Annotated in this window: 23 protein-coding genes and 1 tRNA gene; 8 read left to right on the top strand and 16 right to left on the bottom strand. The window is 60.2% G+C overall.

Going from position 1 to position 19,406, the window contains the following annotated elements:
• Nucleotides 1–38 precede the first annotated feature (38 nt).
• From prs to JOD97_RS17860, 3 genes are all read left to right on the top strand, one after another.
• On the top strand, nt 39–896 hold the full coding sequence (prs, locus tag JOD97_RS17870; RefSeq protein ID WP_209720950.1) for a ribose-phosphate diphosphokinase: 858 nt from the start codon (nt 39–41) through the stop codon (nt 894–896).
• Nucleotides 893–2,590: a nicotinate phosphoribosyltransferase gene (locus JOD97_RS17865; RefSeq protein ID WP_209720947.1), complete on the top strand. Its 1,698-nt coding sequence runs from the start codon at nt 893–895 to the stop codon at nt 2,588–2,590. The genes prs and JOD97_RS17865 overlap by 4 nt, the downstream gene beginning before the upstream one ends.
• Before the next feature lie 66 nt (nt 2,591–2,656).
• Complete coding sequence (locus JOD97_RS17860; protein WP_209720944.1) at nt 2,657–2,848, top strand: hypothetical protein; 192 nt, start codon at nt 2,657–2,659, stop codon at nt 2,846–2,848.
• A gap of 20 nt (nt 2,849–2,868) precedes the next feature.
• Here JOD97_RS17860 and JOD97_RS17855 read toward each other — a convergent pair whose 3' ends face one another.
• Nucleotides 2,869–4,779: a carotenoid 1,2-hydratase gene (locus JOD97_RS17855; protein ID WP_209720941.1), complete on the bottom strand. Its 1,911-nt coding sequence runs from the start codon at nt 4,777–4,779 to the stop codon at nt 2,869–2,871.
• A gap of 27 nt (nt 4,780–4,806) precedes the next feature.
• On the opposite strand from JOD97_RS17855, the gene JOD97_RS17850 reads away from it, so the two are divergent.
• Complete coding sequence (locus tag JOD97_RS17850; RefSeq protein ID WP_209720938.1) at nt 4,807–5,175, top strand: hypothetical protein; 369 nt, start codon at nt 4,807–4,809, stop codon at nt 5,173–5,175.
• A gap of 26 nt (nt 5,176–5,201) precedes the next feature.
• Here the strand turns inward: JOD97_RS17850 and JOD97_RS17845 are convergent, their stop codons facing one another.
• The 4 genes from JOD97_RS17845 to JOD97_RS17830 form a co-directional block, all read right to left on the bottom strand.
• Complete coding sequence (locus JOD97_RS17845; RefSeq protein WP_209720936.1) at nt 5,202–6,548, bottom strand: type II toxin-antitoxin system HipA family toxin; 1,347 nt, start codon at nt 6,546–6,548, stop codon at nt 5,202–5,204.
• Nucleotides 6,549–6,550: 2 nt separating this feature from the next.
• The gene (locus JOD97_RS17840) at nt 6,551–6,814 is read right to left on the bottom strand and encodes a helix-turn-helix domain-containing protein (protein WP_209720933.1); all 264 of its coding nucleotides are present in this window, start codon (nt 6,812–6,814) and stop codon (nt 6,551–6,553) included.
• 463 nt (nt 6,815–7,277) lie between these two features.
• The gene (locus JOD97_RS17835) at nt 7,278–8,156 is read right to left on the bottom strand and encodes an alpha/beta fold hydrolase (RefSeq protein WP_209722626.1); all 879 of its coding nucleotides are present in this window, start codon (nt 8,154–8,156) and stop codon (nt 7,278–7,280) included.
• 382 nt (nt 8,157–8,538) lie between these two features.
• The gene (locus JOD97_RS17830; protein WP_209720930.1) at nt 8,539–8,835 is read right to left on the bottom strand and encodes a hypothetical protein; all 297 of its coding nucleotides are present in this window, start codon (nt 8,833–8,835) and stop codon (nt 8,539–8,541) included.
• A 103-nt stretch (nt 8,836–8,938) separates the two neighbouring features.
• On the opposite strand from JOD97_RS17830, the gene JOD97_RS17825 reads away from it, so the two are divergent.
• Nucleotides 8,939–9,118, top strand: coding sequence for a hypothetical protein (locus JOD97_RS17825; protein ID WP_209720927.1), 180 nt, complete (start codon nt 8,939–8,941; stop codon nt 9,116–9,118).
• Between the two features lie 180 nt (nt 9,119–9,298).
• Here the strand turns inward: JOD97_RS17825 and JOD97_RS17820 are convergent.
• From JOD97_RS17820 to petA, 6 genes are all read right to left on the bottom strand, one after another.
• Nucleotides 9,299–9,374 (bottom strand) — tRNA-Thr (locus JOD97_RS17820).
• Nucleotides 9,375–9,400: 26 nt separating this feature from the next.
• Nucleotides 9,401–9,883, bottom strand: coding sequence for a ClpXP protease specificity-enhancing factor (locus tag JOD97_RS17815; protein ID WP_209720923.1), 483 nt, complete (start codon nt 9,881–9,883; stop codon nt 9,401–9,403).
• Nucleotides 9,884–9,983: 100 nt separating this feature from the next.
• Complete coding sequence (locus JOD97_RS17810; protein ID WP_017877976.1) at nt 9,984–10,595, bottom strand: glutathione S-transferase N-terminal domain-containing protein; 612 nt, start codon at nt 10,593–10,595, stop codon at nt 9,984–9,986.
• 118 nt (nt 10,596–10,713) lie between these two features.
• Complete coding sequence (locus JOD97_RS17805) at nt 10,714–11,478, bottom strand: cytochrome c1 (protein ID WP_209720920.1); 765 nt, start codon at nt 11,476–11,478, stop codon at nt 10,714–10,716.
• Nucleotides 11,479–11,514: 36 nt separating this feature from the next.
• A complete protein-coding gene (locus JOD97_RS17800) occupies nt 11,515–12,927 on the bottom strand; it encodes a cytochrome bc complex cytochrome b subunit (RefSeq protein WP_209720918.1) in 1,413 nt (470 codons plus the stop codon).
• A 3-nt stretch (nt 12,928–12,930) separates the two neighbouring features.
• Nucleotides 12,931–13,539 carry a ubiquinol-cytochrome c reductase iron-sulfur subunit gene (petA, locus tag JOD97_RS17795; protein ID WP_209720915.1) on the bottom strand — a complete coding sequence of 203 codons (609 nt, stop codon included), beginning with the start codon at nt 13,537–13,539 and terminating at the stop codon, nt 12,931–12,933.
• Between the two features lie 370 nt (nt 13,540–13,909).
• On the opposite strand from petA, the gene mscL reads away from it, so the two are divergent.
• From mscL to JOD97_RS17780, 3 genes are read left to right on the top strand one after another with little or no spacing between them, the layout of a single operon-like run.
• Complete coding sequence (gene mscL, locus JOD97_RS17790; protein ID WP_209720912.1) at nt 13,910–14,332, top strand: large conductance mechanosensitive channel protein MscL; 423 nt, start codon at nt 13,910–13,912, stop codon at nt 14,330–14,332.
• 40 nt (nt 14,333–14,372) lie between these two features.
• Nucleotides 14,373–15,548 carry a Do family serine endopeptidase gene (locus tag JOD97_RS17785; RefSeq protein ID WP_209720909.1) on the top strand — a complete coding sequence of 392 codons (1,176 nt, stop codon included), beginning with the start codon at nt 14,373–14,375 and terminating at the stop codon, nt 15,546–15,548.
• 10 nt (nt 15,549–15,558) lie between these two features.
• Nucleotides 15,559–16,251 (top strand): DUF2461 domain-containing protein, encoded by a 693-nt coding sequence (locus JOD97_RS17780; RefSeq protein ID WP_209720906.1) that lies wholly within the window; start codon nt 15,559–15,561, stop codon nt 16,249–16,251.
• Nucleotides 16,252–16,367: 116 nt separating this feature from the next.
• Here JOD97_RS17780 and JOD97_RS17775 read toward each other — a convergent pair whose 3' ends face one another.
• From JOD97_RS17775 to JOD97_RS17755, 5 genes are all read right to left on the bottom strand, one after another.
• Nucleotides 16,368–17,411, bottom strand: a complete 1,044-nt coding sequence (locus JOD97_RS17775) for an NAD(P)H-dependent glycerol-3-phosphate dehydrogenase (RefSeq protein WP_209720903.1) — start codon at nt 17,409–17,411, stop codon at nt 16,368–16,370.
• A 32-nt stretch (nt 17,412–17,443) separates the two neighbouring features.
• On the bottom strand, nt 17,444–17,887 hold the full coding sequence (locus tag JOD97_RS17770) for an SH3 domain-containing protein (protein WP_209720900.1): 444 nt from the start codon (nt 17,885–17,887) through the stop codon (nt 17,444–17,446).
• Nucleotides 17,888–17,994: 107 nt separating this feature from the next.
• Nucleotides 17,995–18,474 (bottom strand): protein-export chaperone SecB, encoded by a 480-nt coding sequence (secB, locus tag JOD97_RS17765; RefSeq protein WP_209720897.1) that lies wholly within the window; start codon nt 18,472–18,474, stop codon nt 17,995–17,997.
• Nucleotides 18,475–18,632: 158 nt separating this feature from the next.
• On the bottom strand, nt 18,633–18,893 hold the full coding sequence (gene grxC, locus JOD97_RS17760; protein ID WP_209720894.1) for a glutaredoxin 3: 261 nt from the start codon (nt 18,891–18,893) through the stop codon (nt 18,633–18,635).
• Between the two features lie 15 nt (nt 18,894–18,908).
• A complete protein-coding gene (locus JOD97_RS17755; RefSeq protein ID WP_209720891.1) occupies nt 18,909–19,343 on the bottom strand; it encodes a rhodanese-like domain-containing protein in 435 nt (144 codons plus the stop codon).
• Between the last annotated feature and the right edge of the window lie 63 nt (nt 19,344–19,406).

The raw sequence follows: 19,406 nt of genomic DNA, 5'->3' as shown, positions 1-19,406 counted from the left end.
CTTAGTTGTATTTTGACTTTAAATAAAAGGCCATTGCCATGCTCACCATTACATCGATGCACAACGAGGGAAGCCGCCGCGAGGTCACGCTGGAGCCGCGCGTCTTTACGTTCGCCGGCGGCGAAAGCCAGGTGGTGCTGCCGGATGCCTTCATTGCGGAGGCCGGGTCCGTCGCCAGCGTCCGTATCAACGCTTGGCTGAGGACGGCCGACGCGGTCATGCAGCTGCTGCTGCTGACCGATGCCGTGCGCCGCGTGATGCCGAATGTACCGCTGCACCTGAATATGCCTTACGTGCCCTATGCACGCCAGGATCGCGTCTGTAATCCCGGCGAAGCGCTCAGCGCCAAGGTGTTCTGCAACCTGATCAATGCGCAAGCTTATGCGAGCGTGGTGATTGCCGATCCCCACAGCGACGTGGTGCCGGCCCTGCTTGATCGCGTCAGCGTGGTCGACGCCGCGGTCATGTTGGCGGAAGTATTGCGGCAGCCGGCCTTTGCACGCGGCGTCACCTTGCTGGCCCCGGATGCCGGCGCCAGAAAGCGTGTGCAGCAGCTGGCCAAGAAACTCGACGTCGAACACATCGCCTTCGCCGACAAAGTGCGCGACACCAAGACCGGGCGTATCTCCGGCACGTCCGTGTCGAGCGACTTGCCCCATCTCCCCATCCTGGTCGTCGACGATATTTGCGATGGCGGCCGTACCTTTGTCGAGTTGGGCAAGGCGCTGGCGGAAGTCTCGTCACAGCCGCGCTACCTGTACGTGACGCACGGAATTTTCAGCAAAGGTTTTGAAGAACTCAATCTTTACTACCAACGCATCTTCACCGCATACAACTGGAACCAATCCAGCCTCAACGACAAGTTGACCACCATTACTCAAGGAGCCCTGGTATGAACGCCCCGGAACGCACCAAAACTGAAAAGAACAACCTGATCCCGTTCAATCTCGCGGATTTTTACAAGACGGGCCATCCACCGATGTATCCGCGCGAGACCAAAAAACTGGTCGCCAACTTTACGCCGCGCTCCGACAAGTACGCGCCGGTATTGCCCGGGCTGTTCGATCACAAGGTTGTCTGGTTCGGTCTGCAGGGCTTCATCCAGGAATACCTGATCGATGTGTTCAACAACGAATTCTTTAACAAGCCGCAGCAACTGGCCGTGCGCAAATACCAGCGCCGCATGGACACCGCTCTCGGCCCGAATGTGGTGCCGGTCGGCAGCCTCGAAGCGTTGCACACGCTGGGATACCTACCGCTGGAGATCCGTTCGTTGCCGGAGGGCTCGCGGGTGGACATCAAAGTCCCGCCGGTTTTGTTCATCAGCACGCACGAGCAATTTCCGTGGATCGCCACGTATTTCGAAACGCTGTTCAGCTGCGAAAACTGGAAGCCGTCCACCGTCGCCACCATCGCCTTCGAGTTCCGCAAACTGCTGACCTACTTCGCCAGGATGACCGGCGCGCCGGAAGACTTCGTCGCTTGGCAGGGACACGACTTCTCGATGCGCGGCATGAGCGGCGTCCACGACGCGATGCGTTGTGGCGCGGGACACTTACTGTCCTTCACCGGCACCGACACGATTCCAGCGATCGACTACCTGGAAGACTTCTACGGCGCCGATGCGGAAAAAGAACTGGTCGGCGGCTCCATTCCGGCCTCCGAGCACAGCGTGATGGCCTTGCGGATTCTGTTGACGCAACAACGTCTGGCGCAGGATCCCGCCAACGCGGATATGGACGAGAAAGCGCTGCGCCGCCTGGCCGAGCTGGAAATCATGCGCGAGTTCGTCAGCAAGGATTATCCGGCTGGCATGGTGTCGATCGTCAGCGACACCTTCGATTTCTGGAACGTCATCACCGTCATCGCGAAAGCGCTCAAGCCGGAAATTCTGGCCCGCAAACAAGATGCGCTGGGCAACGCCAAAGTGGTGTTCCGTCCCGACTCCGGCGATCCGGTGCTGATACTGACCGGCTACACCGACGACGAGGTAACGCGGCAGGACGATGGCTCGTACATTGTGCGCGCAAGCGGCGAGCGCATTACCGAGGCCGAGCGCAAAGGAGCTGTCGAATGTCTGTGGGATATCTTTGGCGGCACTACCACCAGCAAGGGTTTCAAGGTGCTTGATTCGCACGTCGGCCTGATCTACGGCGATTCGATCACCCTGCAACGCGCGCTGAGTATCCTGCAACGCCTCGCGGCCAAAGAATTCGCGTCGTGCAATGTGGTATTCGGTATCGGCTCGTTCACCTACAACATGCTTACCCGCGACAATTTCGGTTGGGCGATGAAGGCCATCTACGCGCAGGTTGGTGACGAGTCGGTGGAGATTTACAAGGACCCCGCGACCGACAACGGCACCAAGAAATCTGCACGTGGTTTGCTGCGGGTGGAAAAGGAAGGCGACAAGTTCGTGCTCTACGAGCGCCAGACGGAAGAAAAGGCCAACGGCGGCGCGCTGGTGCCGGTGTTCCGCGATAGCAAGATGCTGGTCAACCAAAGCCTTGCGGAGATCCGGCAGCGTTTGCAGGACTCGTGGATTTGTCCTGAGCCGGGCAGCGTCGTTTGGAATAGCGCTGTCGAGTAATAAACCAAGTTCTCAAAACATGTCCGCTGCGGGAAATTTTCGCCATACTTGCTACCTGTAGATAGCGTGAAAATTTCCGGCTGCGGAGCCCATCGTCGCGCCTCGCTCTGCCAAAAAGTGGCAGATAAGGCGGCAAAAAAAGCGGCAGAAAACCTCAAGAAAAATTCGCTTTCAGCGAAAAAAAGGTTGTACTATCAAATGGTTGCAATCATCGATAAGCGGCAGGCAAAGCGGCAAAATGTTCGACTCTTCGTCTAAGGTTTTGACGCCGCGCGGTTTCAATGCGGCGTCGTCGGTGTATCGGTCACCAATCCTTTGATTTCCTTTTTCAGCTGCGCCAGTTTGGCCGAATTGAGCCAGCAGTAGACGGCGCTGAGAAATTTCAGCCATGGTGATACCGTGATAGGTGCCAGCAAGGCACGCGTCTGTGCATTGAGCGGCAGTCCGGCGAGGCTAATGATGTTGTCGTCGGCGTGCGCCCAGTTGGTCGCCTCCGCAAAGCCCCGGCCCACCTCCTTGCCCTGCAGGTCGTGCAGCACGGCGCCACCTTCGGCATATTGCGGCCCGTGGCCGAAGAAGCCGGTCTGGCCGGTGCGCGTCAGCGGCGTGAGTGTGAACTCGCGCAACGGCGCTGGCAATTCCTGATCCAGTTTGAAGTAATAGCCAGCCGGATACCAGACGTCGGTTGCAGGATAGACCGCCGGATTGGGCGTGGCGGTCACGTTCACCCACTCCGTCACGGTCATCCGACCTGTGATGGTGGAAGCCTGACCGCGAACGTCGATGAATTTGCCATGGAAGGTACTGCCCATCTTGGCCGGCGGCGTCGCGCCGGTCTGCCAGTAAAAGGGGCTGTTGCCGGCCGAGTGCAGGGCCGAGAGCGTCATCTGCACCTCTTCCTGAATACCCTCTGCCACGTTGGTGTTGAACTGCATTTCAAACCAGTCCCAGCCGCCAGGTCCGGTCGGCCCCAAATTGCTGGCGGCGCGTAGCACCGGCGCTTGGGTGCCGCCTTGCGGCATGAAGCCGGACGTCCATTGGTGGTCGTACCACAGGCTGCCCCCGGTCAACACGACGCGCTTGCCGGCGATGGTGATGGCGCTTTCCACTCCCTCGCGTAGTTTGAGCAGTGGGGCCGAATAATACAGCGTGCCGAGGCCGTCGACGCTGGGCGAAAGGCCCTGATCGCCCTGCAGGAAATAGCCGCGATGGTTGTCCAGTGTGATGTCGACTTCGAATTCCACGTTGGGCGACTTGCCCAGGTCGTAGCCGCGGCCTTGCAGGCGCGCGGGGAACAGATCGCCGTTGTCGCTGAGTCCTTCGATGCCATTGCGCCCGAGTTTGTACTTGAACGGCTTAGCCTGTACTTCGATGAGACCGGTGGTGCCGGCGACCACGATGGTGTCGGAGCGGTATTGCTCGCCGCTTTGGGGATCGCAGATGGCCAGGTGCATCTCCAGCGACTGGTTCTCGATGTCGCTCAGGCCCAGCGCGGCGGCCAAGGGTGGCGGCAGTAAGGCATACTGCCAGAACATTAGCTCGACGCTGTAGTGCTTGCCCTCCGCGTCGTGGAAATTACCGACGAAGAAATGCCAGCCAAGTTGATACCTCAGTTGCGGCAGGTCGATTTCCGGCCATTTGAAGTCGGCCTTCGACGGCACGAGGTCGTAGCCGGTGATCGATTCCGGCCCGAGGAACAGGCAGCTCGCATAAAACTCGCGCGGGCTCATACTCATCTTCATTGTATTCTTGACGTGCTCGCGTAGGAGCGCGTAACTGTCCTTGCGCGGCGGCGCGAAGCTCAACGGATTGGCTTCGAGCTGATCGAGCCGCTTGAGAAAGCGCTCGGCATAGGCGCGCTCGCTGTTTTTCTCGCTCTCGATGCGTTCGAGGATAGGCAACGGAATTTTGCTGGCGTCGTATTCCTTCATCCAGAGCGCGTGCGCGATGCCTTGCAGGGTCAGCGGATTCATCACTTTCTCCGTCGTGAAGTTGTCTTTATTGTAGGGGTGAAAGTTTGACGGAAACGCAAATATTTTATTCGTTGGAAATTGTAGACATTGTCGGGGCCCAAGCGTCTCTCGATCCTCCACATGTTCGAGCACCGCTGGCAGGGGGCGGGCGACCGCTTTAACGATCCGAAGATCCATCGTGTCGCGCGACGTTTTAGGCATGACAATCACTTTCATGTCACCATCGTTGAATAGGAGGCTAGCGTGAAATTTCTCGTTGGGGCACTCGCAATGGCCGGGGCTTTTATCGCGGTAGCGCATGGCGCGCAGGTATGGGAATGGGCGCTACGCCCCGCTGAAGTGAAATATGCGATTTACGGAGGGGATCTTGGTGACACCTATGCACCCACCCCCAAAAACGTGCGGGTCGCCTTCTACGTCCGTGGCCGCGCAGCAAAGGAGATGTTTGAAGCAATGGGGCCGGACAGAAAGAGTGAGTGCGGTATCGAGAAGGGCGGCCGGGTCCGTGAAAAAGAACATGTGGCCTGTAGGTACCGTCCTTCCGACGGCTACGAATGTGACTTCGGTTTCGATCTTCGTTCAGGCAGGAGCATTGGCGGCTCAATTTGCTGATTGGTCGAAGCGCAGCAAGTGTTCGATTAGACGGGGGGCCTCCCTTCCAAGGCGCGCGCCGCCGCGAGTATGCCATCGAGTATCCGGTCGGCGACCTTTTCCGAAAACCCGGCTGGCAGCTCGGCGCGGACCTTGTCGACAATTGCAGGTGTGCGGACAATGAAATCCTGAATGAGCGGTTCCGCGCTGTCGGCGTAACCTACCTTCCTCGCAGTGCTATTGAAGTGTCGTCGCATGATTTGATGCGCCGTGTAGTGCCTGTTCTTGCCGAGGAGCGCCATGGCCATCTTGATGTCCTGCTCCGCCCACCGGTTCGGCCCGTTGCCTATGGCGGGGTAGGCGGACATCACGTCATAGATAGGCGTCATCTTGAAGCGCTGTTCGCCGGCGAGCAGCTGAATGCTGAAGTTCTTGGCGTGACCATCCGGCGCCCGCAGCATCCAGAACAGAAGCTGCGTGGCCATCAGCGTGCGCATGTCCGCGACCGGCTGTTGCGACTGTTGCAGCAGCGTGAATATCTGCTGCAGGCCCGGGCCGCCTTCGTTTTCGTACTTAATCAACGGTGAGGTCCCCGTCGCTTGGCAAAAATCCTCCTGAATCAGCCGGAACAGCTGCTTTCCGTCGTGCGACAGCGTCCGGTCGAAACGCTCGACGACGAGCACCCGTTGTGAGCCGAATGTCGCAATCTGCGCATTCGCCGTTGGCAAGCCATATTCTTTGAACAGCCGCAGGCATAACCACTCGTTGTCGACCGACGTGGAGAAGTCCGCCTTTTTTCCGCCAACCAGCCCGATGGGCAGTTTGAAGATGTGAGTGGTCGGCGTCGCGCCGCGCGGCTTCAGCCATTTTCCATCCCACCACAGGAACGCGTCTTTCTCTTGCGCGCCGGCCAGCGAAATCCTGAAATCGTCATCGGGGGCGGGCATGGCGCCGTAATGGCCCGGATTAACCACGTCCAGCAGGTGCCGCTCGATGGCCTCATCATCGACCACGATGCCGTCTACTTGGCCCAGTCCCTCCGGTTCGACACCCTCGGGCAGAAGCTGCAAAGCCCCAACGCAGTCCCGTCCAATGGCCGTAAGAAGATCGAATGCGCCGGCGGAGCCAGTCTTGAATCGGGCTGCGATGCGTTTGCGGATGGTGTCGCTGTCCGGCAGCAGTCCGTCGAAGTAGTGGGAGACGCGGTCTCCCTTTAGCGGCTCGTTATGAAGATTGAACGGCAGCGATAGCGAGACCGGGCGCCCACGTGGGGAGTTGCGCCAGGCTGCGTCGTATTGCAGTTCGGAGTTTCCTGAGGCTTTGACCGTCCAGCGTCCGACGTAGTCCCCGTTGGCCCAGAGGTGGAGTGTTTGGCTATGCGCGCGACGGCCCATGATTACCACTCCGTAGAGCTGCTCGGCCCGCCCTCGATGCGCTCGCCGAGCCGCAGCTCCAGCCCGATTGCCGAACACCAACTGAGCAGTTGCTTGACGCTGATTTCATCGGGATGTTGTTCCAAGTGTGATATGCGATTCTGGCTCAAGCCAAGACGATGCGCCACAGCGGTCTGCGTGAGCCCGCGCCGCTTGCGCGTAGACAAGAGCAGCTGACCTAACTGTGGCGAGGTGATGAGGAGCCGAGATACGGGTGTGGTTGACATGGGAATATCCGTCATTCAGATAAGTTAAATTTTAGCTGAATATCAGATAATATCAATATATCCGGATATCAGATAAATATAAATTATCTTAGTCGCGAATAACCTTGGGAACGCCGGGCCAAGGTGCCGGACAATTCGTTCACCCCAAGCTTCTTCCTGTCCTCCATATGGTCGAGCACCGTTGGCAGGGCATGGACGATCGTAAAATGGGGATCGGGGACATCAGTCTAGCCTGCAGCGAAAAATTCGAACCCACGAAGGCCATCAAAGTGGCCTGGACGTAGACATCCGTGCGATTCGAAAGGACGGGCGGAAGCTGCCGGTAAGTTGGACCGATGCCCAGTATGATCGCGAGGCCACGACCAAGAGTACGATTCGGCACGCCGCTTTGAACCGCTTTTGCTGAACGAGTGGCAACTGCAGGTGGTTGCCCCATCAAGTGAGAGCAGTGTCATGGGATCGGTCAAGCGCTGCGGAAAAACTGCATGAACTCGTTCAATGTTTTTTCCGGAGCCTCCTCGGGGAGGTAATGACCGCACGGCAGGCCGCCACCGCGAACAGCCCCAGCGACTGATTTGTCCCGCCAGGTTTGCAGCACGTCGTAGGTATTACCGACAACACCTTTATCTCCCCACAAAACAAGCAATGGCGACTGAATCTTGTTCTGCGCATCAGCCGCATCATGCTCAAGGTCGATGGAAGCCGCGGCACGATAATCCTCGCACACCGCATGCAGGGTCTCGGGCGTATAGCAGCGGCGGTACTCAGCGTACGCAGCGGGCGTAATGGCGCCGGGAGTCTTGTTCTGTTTGTCGATATGATGTTTGAGGTAATACTCCAGATTCGCGCTAATTAGTGTTTCGGGCAAGGGCGCGGGTTGGATCAGGAAGAACCACCAAACGTAGCGTGTGGCGAACGCCATGTCGGTGCTCGCATACATCGTGGCTGTCGGGGCGATATCGAGAAGGGCAGCGCGCTCGACCACTTGCGGATGGTCCAGCAACATGCGATGAGCAACGCGCGCACCACGATCGTGGCCTGCAACCTGAAAGCGCGAAAAGCCAAGTTGCCGCATGACTTCGACCTGGTCGAGCGCCATCAGGCGCTTGGAATAACCGATGTGATTAGCACCGCCATCCGGCTTGCCTGAGTCACCGTAGCCGCGAAGATCAGTAAGAACGACCGTAAAATGCCGCGCAAGAGCTGGTGCGACTTTATGCCAGCATGCCATCGTTTGGGGATGTCCATGTAATAGCAAGAGCGCTGGTCCTTGTCCCCCAACCAAAGTGTTGATCGAGGTTCCGCTAGTTGTAATCATGGCCCTCTTGAAACCCGGAAACATTAGTTCGCTGGGGTGTGAGACTTGGGATGCCTTGTCCGGGCGTTGCTCAGTTGCTTTGTCCACATAGAGTCCTTTGCTAGATGCCCAGGGACGGCGACAATAGGTGACTTATGATGAAGGCACCGCACGCCGTCAGCAAGCCGCGTGATGCCCACCCCGTCAATCCTAGATCTGGATTCACGAAGGCGAGCTCTGAGCGTTCCTGATTGCAGACACAAGCATTATTGTTATCGCACCCCGCCGTGAGATGAGCACGCGCCCTGCTTGTCTTTGGAGTGCGATACCCAGCCGTCCTTGCAAACTACGGTATCACCGTCGTCACCACCGCCGCATCCGCTTAGAGCACAGCAGGCAGCCATCGTCAAAACCAGGACGATATTCCTCATTTGGTTCCAGCCTTGCCAGTTTCTGGATTGACGTTGCCCTTGGTTGACCAGTTATTCGATTTGGTGTTGTCTTTGGTGGAGCGATTATGTGTAGCTACATGCGTTCCGTCCTTCTTGGTATAGGTGGAAACGTGCTCCCTAGACGACTTTGCTCCAGTGCCAGAAGCTGCGTTACTCGAATGGTGCGACCCGCTAGATGCGTGACTGCCAGAGTGGCCGCCTCCATGGCCGCCGCGCGCGGACGCCAGCGGTGATATCGCAAACACGCAAAGCAAAATTAGTATTTTTTTCATGCTTGTCTCCAAATCGGCAAAGCGTGCCGCCCGCTCATTGATTATAGGAAAATTAATAGATGGCAATCTATCCAATAGTCACTATCTAATCGATGCTTGACGAATGGAGTACACCCACGCCGGATTGGCGCACGCCAAGAGCGAAGGCAAGACGCTGGGCCGCCTGTCGAAGACCAGTGGCGAGCAGCGCGCGGACATCCTTGTCAAGGGCGCCGCCGGCGAGAGCACCAGCGCTCTAGCGCGAATGTATGAAGTTTCGCGTGCCAACTTCCTTGGCAGTTAGAAATCAGGACAAGCTATCTTCACCCAATGGCCTATCAGCCTAGGCGCGCATGGTAGGGCTCGCCCCACACGTCGCCACCGGCGTTGAGCAAATCGGGGTACAAGCGGTTACACGACGCATATTCGATGCAGAAAACAAAAAGCCCAGCCGGTGAGGGCTGGGCTAAGTGCTTGATTTTGCTGGTGCCGACTGCCGGTTTCGAACTGGCCACCTGATGATTACAAATCAACTGCTCTACCAAATGAGCTAAGTCGGCGAAACTTGTACGGGGCAAATTATACGCTATTTGATCCGCGTGAGGGTGGGTCGCCCGCCCTTTTTGGGTGGGTCGTTGTCGTCCTGCGGGGCGCCTGGCGCCTCGTTTTTGCCCGCCGGCGCCGGGGTCGGCACGGCCGCCAGCGACGGTCCCGGCACGCTGGTTTCCTCCACCGGCGGCGGCGCTTCGGCACCGCCCGCTTGCGGCTCGAACGCCATGCCCTGGCCGTTTTCGTTGGCGTAGATCGCCATGACGTTGTTGACCGGGACGTAGATTTCGCGCGAGACGCCGCCGAAGCGGGCGTGGAAGCGGATGCTGTCGTTGTCCATCTTCAGCCCCGAGGTGGCGCCGAAACTGATGTTGAGGACGATTTCGCCTTTTTTCACATACTCCATCGGCACCGTGGTCGAGGCGTCGACCTTGACGGCCAGGTAGGGCGTGTAGCCGCTGTCGGTGCACCACTCATAAATGGCGCGCAGCATGTAGGGCTTGGTAGAGATTTCGGACATGGTATTCCAGACTACGGTAAAACACGGCACGCCCCCGCTTCAGAACGGTGGGCGCGCCGATAATTTCAACTAAACATCGGCGTTTCCGCGATCGAACCGATCAGCGGCGCATGACCTTTTCCGACGGCGTCAGCGCTTCGATGTAGGCCGGGCGCGAGAAGATGCGCTCGGCGTACTTCATCAGCGGGGCGGCGGTCTTCGACAGTTCGATGCCGTAGTGGTCCAGGCGCCACAGCAGCGGCGCGACGGCCACGTCGAGCATCGAGAATTCGTCGCCCAGCATGTACTTGTTCTTCAGGAACAGCGGCGCCAGCGTCGTCAGGCGGTCGCGGATTTCCGCGCGCGCCTTGTCGTGGCTCTTGTCGTTGCCCTTGGCGCGCTCGCTTTCGAGCACGTGCACGTGGACGAACAATTCCTTCTCGAAATTGAACAGCATCAGCCGCGCGCGCGCGCGCATCAGCGGGTCGGCCGGCATCAGTTGCGGATGCGGGAAGCGCTCGTCGATGTATTCGTTGATGATATTCGATTCGTACAGAATCAATTCACGCTCGACCAGAATCGGCACCTGACCATACGGATTCATGGTCGAGATATCTTCCGGCTTGTTGAACAAGTCGACGTCGCGCACTTCAAAGTCCATGCCTTTTTCGAACAGAACCAGACGGCAGCGCTGCGAAAATGGGCAGGTTGTACCCGAGTAGAGAACCATCATTTTTTGTAGTTCCTTAAAAACTAAGGGGGTGACGCCGCGAACGGATCACCCCGGATCGATCGCCCGCCGCTGACGGCGGGCATCGCAAAACAAGCGCCGGGCCAGCCGGCGCTCTCGATTATTTAACTTCTTTCCAGAACGACGCGTTCAGGCGCCATGCCAGCAAAGCGAACAGGGCCATGAACAATACCACCGCCACGCCCAGTTTTTTGCGGGTTTGCGCCGCCGGTTCCGCCATCCACTCCATGTAACCGACCAGGTCGGCCACGGCGGTGTCGAATTCCAGCTTGCTCATGGTGCCCGGCTTGACCTGCTCGAAGCCGGCGAACTGGTGCGTCATCTTGCCGTGTTCGTGCGGATCTTCCACCTCGACCGTCTTGATCGTCTGGATGCCCTGCAACTCCCACAGCACATGCGGCATGGCCACGTTTTCCAGCACGCGGTTGTTCCAGCCGGTCGGGCGGGTGTCGTCCTTGTAGAAGTTACGCAGGTAAGTATACAGGTAGTCGCCGCCGGTGCCGGCGCCCGACGATTTGGCGCGCGAAATGACCGACAGATCCGGCGGCACCACCCCGAACCAGGCCTTGGCGTCGGCCGGGCGCATGGTGGTGGTCATCATCTCGCCAACCTTTTCGCCGGTGAACAGCAGGTTGCTTTTGATCTGCTCCTCGGTCAGGCCCAGGTCCTTGAGGCGGTTGTAGCGCATCGACGAGGCGTTGTGGCAGTTCAGGCAATAGTTGACGAACAGCTTGGCGCCGTGTTGCAGCGCCGCCATGTTGTTCGACCGGTCCGGCGCCTTGTCGAGGGCGACACCGCCTTCGTTGGCGAACGCCAGGGCCGGCAGCAGGGCCAGCGCGGCAAGCAGTTTCTTTGCAAAATTCATGTCATGTCCTTTATCTACTTTAGCCAAGGTACGTAATCAGTGCGCGTGGAAGACGACGCGGTCGGGCACTTTTTTGAACGTGCCCATCGCGCTCCACCATGGCATGAACAGGAAGAAGCTAAAGTACAGCAGGGTGCACACTTGCGACACCAGGGTGCGGCCGTCGGTCGGCGCCAGGGTGCCGAGGTAGCCGAGGGTCAGGAACGACAGGAAGAACACGGCGTAGACATACTTGTGCCAGCTCGGACGGTAGCGGATCGACTTGACCGGCGACTTGTCCAGCCACGGCATGAAGGCCAGGATCACCACCGAGCCGCCGAAGAACACCACGCCCCAGAACTTGGCGTCGAGGATCTGCGGCAGCATGCCGATGATGGCCACCAGCGCGATGACGGCGATGGCGATCTTGACGAGTTGCGGCAGCTTCGACTTGAGCCAGACGAACACCACGTAGGCGGCCACGAAGAACATCAGCACCCACATGAAGTCGGCCGTGGTGGCGCGCAGCACCGAGTAGAACGCGGTGAAGTACCAGGTCGGGGCGATGTGCAGCGGCGTCTTGAGCGAGTCGCCCGGCAGGAAGTTGTTGTACTCGAGGAAGTAGCCGCCCATTTCCGGCGCGAAGAACACCACCGCGCTGAAGATCAGCAGGAACACCGATACGCCGAACAGGTCGTGCACCGTGTAGTACGGGTGCGACGGGATCGAGTCGACCGGGTGGCCGTCCGGGCCCAGGTTTTCTTTGACTTCGATGCCGTCCGGGTTGCTCGAGCCCACTTCGTGCAGCGCGATCAGGTGCGCCGCGACCAGGCCCAGCAGCACGAGCGGGATGGCGATCACGTGGAACGCGAAGAAGCGGTTCAGGGTGGCGTCGGAGACGACGTAGTCGCCGCGGATCCACAGCGACAGGTCCGGCCCGATCAGCGGGATGGCGCCGAACAGGTTGACGATCACCTGCGCGCCCCAGTACGACATCTGGCCCCATGGCAGCAGGTAGCCGAAGAAGGCCTCGGCCATCAGGCACAGGAAGATGGCAAAGCCGAACAGCCAGATCAGCTCGCGCGGCTTGCGGTACGAGCCGTACAGCAGCCCGCGCGTCATGTGCAGGTAGACGATGATGAAGAAGGCCGACGCGCCGGTCGAGTGCATGTAGCGCACCAGCCAGCCCCACGGCACTTCGCGCATGATGTATTCGACCGAGCCGAAGGCCAGGTTGGCGTCCGGCTTGTAGTGCATCGTCAGGAAGATGCCGGTGACGATCTGCAGCACCAGCACCAGCATCGCCAGCGAGCCGAAGATGTACCAGAAGTTGAAGTTTTTCGGGGCGTAGTACTTGCCCCATTGGTCATTCCACAGCTTGGTCAGCGGGAAGCGGTCGTCGACCCAGCCGAGTGCTTTTTGTGCGGCCGGAGCATCGGCCGGGAATTTTGTCTCTTTGAAAGCCGCCATGATTTACGCCTCGCCTTTCTCGTCTTTGCCAATGACCAGCTTGTTGTCGCTCAGGAACATGTAGCGCGGCACCTGCAGATTGTCCGGCGCCGGCTTGTTTTTGAAGACGCGGCCGGCCATGTCGAAGGTCGAGCCGTGGCACGGGCACAGGAAGCCGCCTTCCCAGTCGTCCGGCAGCGACGGCTGCGGACCGGGGGCGAACTTGGACGAGGGCGAGCAGCCGAGGTGGGTACAGATGCCGACCGCGACGAGGATGTCGGGCTTGCGCGAGCGCCATTCGTTGCGGGCGTATTCGGGCGTGAATTCGTCGGGATTGCGTTTGGATTCGGCGTCGGCGACCTTGCCGTCGGTTTTCTTCAGCGACGCGATCATTTCCGGCGTGCGCTTGATGATCCAGACCGGCTTGCCGCGCCATTCCACGGTTTTCATTTCCCCGGGGTTCAGCGCCGAGATGTCCACCTCGACCGGCGCGCCGGCGGCTTTCGCCCGCTCCGACGGCTGGAAGGTGCTCACCAGCGCCCCCGCGGTTGCCAGACCCACTACACCACCCGCCGCCCCTGTTGCGACGAGCAAACCGCGACGGCCGGAATCGACCTGCTTTTCGTTACTCATACAAACCCCAATCAGTCAAAGTGCGAACAAAATCTGGAAACCGCGTACCAACCTGAAATCTGAAAACTTGATGAAGCACGAATGTAGCTTCTAGCAACCTTAAATTATAAGGTAACCGTCTAGCGAATTAAAGCAAAAACGTTGCCGTAACCCCAATTGGGGCGATTTGCGCACCGTTTTGGGCTTGATTTTTGGCGGACTCTGCCCTATGAGGGGAGACCCGGGTTTCGCTAATTGATATAGGTCAAACTTATAACGTAAATCGCTGTCCAAATGCGCGAACGGCAAGCGTGTTTGGAATCTAATTGAAAAAATAGTATGATCCACCCGCGGTTTTGTTCACAAATGACCACACGTCGAGGATATAAAAATGGCAATGATGCAAGAATTTAAAGAATTCGCGATGAAGGGCAACGTGGTCGACCTCGCCGTCGGCGTGATCATCGGCGGCGCCTTCGGCAAGATTGTCGATTCGCTGGTGACCGACATCATCATGCCGCCGATCGGCAAGCTGTTCGGCGGCCTGGACTTCGCCAACTACTACATCCCGCTCAACGGCCAGGCCGCCAACCTGAGCCTGGTGGAAGCGAAGAAGCTGGGCGCGGTGTTCGCCTACGGTAACTTCTTCACGATCCTGCTCAATTTCATCATCCTGGCCTTCGTCATCTTCCAGATGGTGCGGCTGATGAACAAGGCGCGCAACCTGCACGAGCATCCGGTGGTGACGCCGCCGGCGCCGCCGGCCGAGGACATCGTGTTGCTGCGTGAAATCCGTGACGCCCTGAAGAAATAAACAGAAATGGACGCCGTCCGCCGGACGGCATGCTCAAGCTATGCGACGACTGTGGTTATTGTTTGCGCAAACGGTGACCGTCGTTTTGGCGCTGTATTTCGTGTATGCGGCCGTGGGGCCGCACGGCGCGGCGCCGGTGCGCCTGCAGCAGATGGGCAGCCCGGAGCGGCCGGCCGTCATGCTCGAGGCCGGGCCGGGCAAGGCGCCGGCGTCGGCCATCGGCTCGTACCGGGCGGCGGCCGGGCGCGCGATGCCGGCCGTGGTCAACATCATCACCAGCAAAAAGCCCAAGCGCGGCAAGCATCCGCTGCTGCGCGACCCGTTCTTTAAGAAATTCTTCGGCGACCGCGATCGCGACGGCGAAGGCGACGACGACGAGGCCAGCCTCGGCTCGGGCGTCATCGTCTCGGCCGAGGGCTATATCCTGACCAACAACCACGTGGTCGAGGCCGCCGACGAGATCGAGGTGGTGCTGGCCGACGCCCGCAAGGCCGCCGCCAAGGTGGTCGGCACCGATCCGGAGACCGACCTGGCGGTCATCAAGATCTCGCTCGACAAGCTGCCGGTGATCGTGCTGGGGCAGGCCGAGCAGGCGCAGGTGGGCGACGTCGTGCTGGCCATCGGCAATCCGTTCGGCGTCGGCCAGACGGTAACGATGGGCATCATCTCCGCGCTGGGGCGCAACAACCTGCACATCAACCACTTCGAAAACTTCATCCAGACCGACGCCGCGATCAACTTCGGCAACTCCGGCGGCGCGCTGGTCGACGCCAACGGCAACCTGCTGGGCATCAATTCGGCGATCTATTCGCAAAGCGGCGGCTCGGTCGGCATCGGCTTCGCGATTCCGGTGTCGACCGCCAAATCGGTGATGGAAGCGATCATCAAGTCGGGCCACGTGGTGCGCGGCTGGATCGGCGTGGAAACGCAGGAGATCACGCCGGAGATGGCCAGCAGCTTCGGCCTGAAGCGCCAGAGCGGCGCCATCATCGCCGGCGTGGTGCGCCACGGCCCGGCCGACAAGGGCGGCATCAAGCCGGGCGACATCCTGCTGACGGTCGACGACAAGCCGGTCACCGACACCAACGGCATGCTCAACCTCATCGCCCAACTGACTCCGGGCGAAAAAGCTAAAATGACGGTCTTGCGCAAGAACCGCGAAACGACGATCGATGTCACGGTCGGCAAGCGTCCGGCCAGCGCCAAAATAAAGTAAACCCCAGCCCATGCATTTACGCGACCTGACTCAATTCCTCAAAGAACTCGCCGACAACAACAACCGTCCGTGGTTCATCATGAACAAGCCGCGCTACGACATCCTGCGCGAAGAATTCCTGCAGGTGGTGACGGAGATGATCGCCGGGCTGGGCAAGTTCGATCCGGCGGTCAAGTTCAGCAATCCGAAGAAGGCGATGTTCCGCATCAACCGCGACGTGCGTTTCGCGCATGACAAGAGCCCGTACAAGACGCGTTTCTCGGCGGCGGTGGCGCCGAACGATATGCGCCGGCCGAGCCAGACGGGCGGGCCGACCTACTACATGCAGATCGACGGCCACGGCAAATTGCTGTTCGGCGCCGGCGAGTACATGCCGCCGGCGGGGCGCCTGAAGGCGTTGCGCCAGCACATGGTCGACGACGCGGCCGGGTTCAAGAAGGTACTCAAGAACAAGAAGCTGCGCTTGACGTTTGGCGATATCCGGGACGAGGGCAAGCTGATGCGGCCGCCGAAGGGCTTCGACGCCGATCACGAGCACATCGAGTACATCAAGCTGAAGAGTTTCTTCGTGTGGACCGAGATCGACGTGCCGATGAACCAGCCGGAGTTGCTGGTGCCGCTGATCGTCGGCGGCTTGAAGGACGCGTTCCCGCTGGTGCAGTGGATGCGCGAGGCGCAAGAGGAAGAGCACGCCGAAGAGTGAATACTCCGGGGTCAGGTCCACCATTTCTACACGACCTCGGCCGTCGGCGCCCTGTCGATGGGCGCACGGTTAAGCCCGTGTAGAATTGGTGGACCTGACCCCGGAGTTGCTTTTGCTTAGCGTTTGACTTGTTCGTCGCGCGGGTCGCGCGACAGCAACTTCGCCACCATCGCCTGCGGCTGGTCGCCGTCGAACAGCACGCCCGCCACGGCGTTGGTGATCGGCATGTCGACGCCCACCCTGGCCGCCAGCTCGCGCACCGCCTTCGAGCACGGCACGCCCTCGGCCACGTGCCCCAGCTCCTGCACGATGGTGTCCAGTGCCTTGCCCTGCGCCAGCCCCAGCCCGACCCGCCGGTTGCGCGACAAGTCGCCGGTGCACGTCAAAATCAGGTCGCCCATGCCCGTCAGGCCCATGAACGTTTCGGTCTGCCCGCCCAGCTTGGTGCCCAGGCGCGTGATCTCGGCCAGCCCGCGCGTGATCAGCGCGGCGCGCGCGTTCAAGCCCAGCCCCAGGCCGTCGGCCACGCCGGTGGCGATCGCCAGCACGTTCTTGACCGCGCCACCGACCTCCACACCGACCAGGTCCTCGCTGGAATACACGCGGATGTTGCCGCCATGGACGGCCGCCACCACGCAGTCGCGCAGCGCCGCCGAAGCCGAGGCGATGGTCAGCGCGCACGGCAAGCCGCGCGCCACTTCCTGTGCGAACGACGGCCCCGACAACGCGCCGCCGGCCACGCCGTCGCCCAGCACTTCGCGCACGATTTGATGCGGCAACAGGCCGGTGCCGTATTCGAAGCCCTTGCACAGCCAGACCACGTGCGACACCCCGTGCGGCTTCAATTGCTGCAGCAGCGGACGCAGGCCGGCCACCGGGCAGGCGGCGATCAGCAGGCCGTCCTTGCCGGCCGCGTGCGCCAGCGCGGCGTCGAAATCGGCGGCCACGCGCAAACGCTCGGGGAAGGGATAGCCGGGCAGGTAGTCGGCGTTTTCGCGGGCGGCGCCCATCGCTTGCAGCGCGGCCCCGTTGCGGCCCCACAGCAGCACGTCGTGGCGCTGCGCCAGCGCGATGGCGACGGCGGTGCCCCAGGCGCCCGCGCCGAGCACGCTCACCTTGCGCGTGCCGGGCGCCGCTTGTTTGGTTTGATTATCTGGCATGGGACTCCGGGCCCGTGGTTCAGATGCTGGGATTATAGTCCCCAGATCTCGGCATTCTTGACGTAACCGACCAGGCCGTCGCGGTGACGCACCTTGACCCAGCCGCCGGCGGCCACCTCGGCCACCTCCAGCAGCACGCCTTTGTCGGCGGTAAATACGGGCGCGGCGGCGTCGTCCGGCGTGGCGCGGACCTTCAGGTTGGCGACGCGGGTGATGACGTTGCGCTTGGCCGTCAGGCCCTTGGCCTCGGTCCAGGCCATGTCGCCGTTGACGTCGCGCACCTTGAGCCATTCGCCGTAGGCCAGCACCACTTCGAGCGGCGCGCCGCGCGGCACGACAAACAATTTGCCGCCTTTGGTCGATGGGGCGTCGTACAGCACCACGGGCGCGGCGCCCACCGTTTTGAAGTCGAACGCGTGGCTGCTCGCGGCGGCCAGCATCAGGCTCAGACCTGCGATCAAACGGGGAAATGTCATGGCTTACCTTGCAGATGGACAGCGCGCGGGGCGCGGCTAGTCGGGTGAAACAGCCGCCGGACGAGCGTCCGGCGACGTTGCTACAGTATAACTCTTCTTAGTGCAGCTTAGTGCGTGGTGGCGCCGTCGGCCGCAGGAGCCGCCGCGGCGGCGTCGGCCACCGCTTGCAGACGCTGCTGGTAGAACACTTCGAAGTTGATCTCGGCCAGGTGCACTGGCGGGAAGCCGGCACGGGTGATCACGTCGGCGATGTTGGCGCGCAGGTAAGGGTAGACGATGTTCGGGCAGCCGATACCCAGCAGCGGATCGAGTTGATCGGCCGGGATGTTGCGCGCTTCGAAGATGCCGGCTTGCTTGCCTTCAACCAGGAACGCGACCTTGTCCTTGACCTTGGCGGTCACGGTGATGGTGACGGTCGACTCGAAGATGCCTTCGGCCAGCGGCTCGGCGCCCACGTCCAGGGCCACTTCGATGGTCGGGGCTTCCTGTTCCAGGAAGATCGATGGGGAATTTGGTTGTTCCAGCGACATGTCTTTCAGGTAGACGCGTTGGATTTGGAATACTGGTTGCAGGTTTTCGTCAGACATGGAACGCTTTCGTTATAGTGAAAACGAGCGGCACGGGCCGCTCAGATGATGTTGGCTTGGGATGGCCTTGTGGAAGCTCAAATCAAACGCGAGGGCAATTGTATCAAAACCACTATCGATGCAAAGGATTTCCGCCCGCGCGTTGTATTTGGTGGCAGTTAGCCATTTAACAAGGGTGACAGGCCGCCGGCTTGATCGAGCGCATACAAATCGTCGAAACCGCCGACATGGGTGTCGCCGATGTAGATTTGCGGCACGGTGCGGCGGCCGGTTTTTTGCATCATCAGCATCCGCTGCTCCGGGTCGAGGTCGACGCGGATTTTCTTCAGCCCGGTCACGCCCTTCGATTCGAGCAGGCGCTCGGCGCGGATGCAGTACGGGCACACGGCGGTGGTGTACATGATCACTTCGGTCGTCATGATGCGTCCTTCCAGTTATTTTGCCAACGGTTTGGAGAGCGTGACCGACGGCTTGGCCAGTGGCAGGCCGGCTTTTTGCCATGCGGCAATGCCACCTTCCAGGTTGACCACGTCGGTGAAGCCGGCTTTGGACAGTTTAGCCGCAGCCGAGGAAGCGCGTGCGCCGCTCTGGCAAACCACCACCACGCTCTTGCTCTTGAACTTGTCCAGTTCGCCGATGCGCTGGTCCAGTTCGGCCAGCGGGATGTGCTTGGCGTCCGGCAGCGAACCGGTGGCGAATTCTTTGGCGTCGCGTACGTCTACAATGATGGCTTTGCTGCGGTTGATCAACATCGTCACGTCTTGCGGGGTGGCCCGTTTGCCGCGCTGGGTCAGCAGGGGCCACAGCAGCGCGCCGCCGGAGAGCAGCACGATGGCGATGATCAAAATATTGTCAATGAAGAATTTCACGGGGTTCCAATGGTTTAACTTAATCCGCGCATTATAAAATAGAAGCTGGAAGAGTTCTTAAAG

Source organism: Duganella sp. 1411 (assembly GCF_017833525.1).
Classification (GTDB): domain Bacteria; phylum Pseudomonadota; class Gammaproteobacteria; order Burkholderiales; family Burkholderiaceae_D; genus Rugamonas.
The sequence above is the reverse complement of the archived record's forward strand: the minus strand, read 5'-3'. Positions and strand labels throughout refer to the sequence as shown.

Excerpts from the sequence above, each read along its gene's own strand:
- prs (WP_209720950.1), top strand. The coding sequence starts at position 39 with ATGCTCACCATTACATCGATGCACAACGAGGGAAGCCGCCGCGAGGTC.
- JOD97_RS17865 (WP_209720947.1), top strand. The coding sequence starts at position 893 with ATGAACGCCCCGGAACGCACCAAAACTGAAAAGAACAACCTGATCCCG.
- JOD97_RS17855 (WP_209720941.1), bottom strand. The coding sequence starts at position 4,779 with ATGAAAGTGATTGTCATGCCTAAAACGTCGCGCGACACGATGGATCTT.
- JOD97_RS17845 (WP_209720936.1), bottom strand. The coding sequence starts at position 6,548 with ATGGGCCGTCGCGCGCATAGCCAAACACTCCACCTCTGGGCCAACGGG.
- JOD97_RS17840 (WP_209720933.1), bottom strand. The coding sequence starts at position 6,814 with ATGTCAACCACACCCGTATCTCGGCTCCTCATCACCTCGCCACAGTTA.
- JOD97_RS17835 (WP_209722626.1), bottom strand. The coding sequence starts at position 8,156 with ATGTTTCCGGGTTTCAAGAGGGCCATGATTACAACTAGCGGAACCTCG.
- JOD97_RS17830 (WP_209720930.1), bottom strand. The coding sequence starts at position 8,835 with ATGAAAAAAATACTAATTTTGCTTTGCGTGTTTGCGATATCACCGCTG.
- JOD97_RS17825 (WP_209720927.1), top strand. The coding sequence starts at position 8,939 with ATGGAGTACACCCACGCCGGATTGGCGCACGCCAAGAGCGAAGGCAAG.
- JOD97_RS17815 (WP_209720923.1), bottom strand. The coding sequence starts at position 9,883 with ATGTCCGAAATCTCTACCAAGCCCTACATGCTGCGCGCCATTTATGAG.
- JOD97_RS17810 (WP_017877976.1), bottom strand. The coding sequence starts at position 10,595 with ATGATGGTTCTCTACTCGGGTACAACCTGCCCATTTTCGCAGCGCTGC.
- JOD97_RS17805 (WP_209720920.1), bottom strand. The coding sequence starts at position 11,478 with ATGAATTTTGCAAAGAAACTGCTTGCCGCGCTGGCCCTGCTGCCGGCC.
- JOD97_RS17800 (WP_209720918.1), bottom strand. The coding sequence starts at position 12,927 with ATGGCGGCTTTCAAAGAGACAAAATTCCCGGCCGATGCTCCGGCCGCA.
- petA (WP_209720915.1), bottom strand. The coding sequence starts at position 13,539 with ATGAGTAACGAAAAGCAGGTCGATTCCGGCCGTCGCGGTTTGCTCGTC.
- mscL (WP_209720912.1), top strand. The coding sequence starts at position 13,910 with ATGGCAATGATGCAAGAATTTAAAGAATTCGCGATGAAGGGCAACGTG.
- JOD97_RS17785 (WP_209720909.1), top strand. The coding sequence starts at position 14,373 with ATGCGACGACTGTGGTTATTGTTTGCGCAAACGGTGACCGTCGTTTTG.
- JOD97_RS17780 (WP_209720906.1), top strand. The coding sequence starts at position 15,559 with ATGCATTTACGCGACCTGACTCAATTCCTCAAAGAACTCGCCGACAAC.
- JOD97_RS17775 (WP_209720903.1), bottom strand. The coding sequence starts at position 17,411 with ATGCCAGATAATCAAACCAAACAAGCGGCGCCCGGCACGCGCAAGGTG.
- JOD97_RS17770 (WP_209720900.1), bottom strand. The coding sequence starts at position 17,887 with ATGACATTTCCCCGTTTGATCGCAGGTCTGAGCCTGATGCTGGCCGCC.
- secB (WP_209720897.1), bottom strand. The coding sequence starts at position 18,474 with ATGTCTGACGAAAACCTGCAACCAGTATTCCAAATCCAACGCGTCTAC.
- grxC (WP_209720894.1), bottom strand. The coding sequence starts at position 18,893 with ATGACGACCGAAGTGATCATGTACACCACCGCCGTGTGCCCGTACTGC.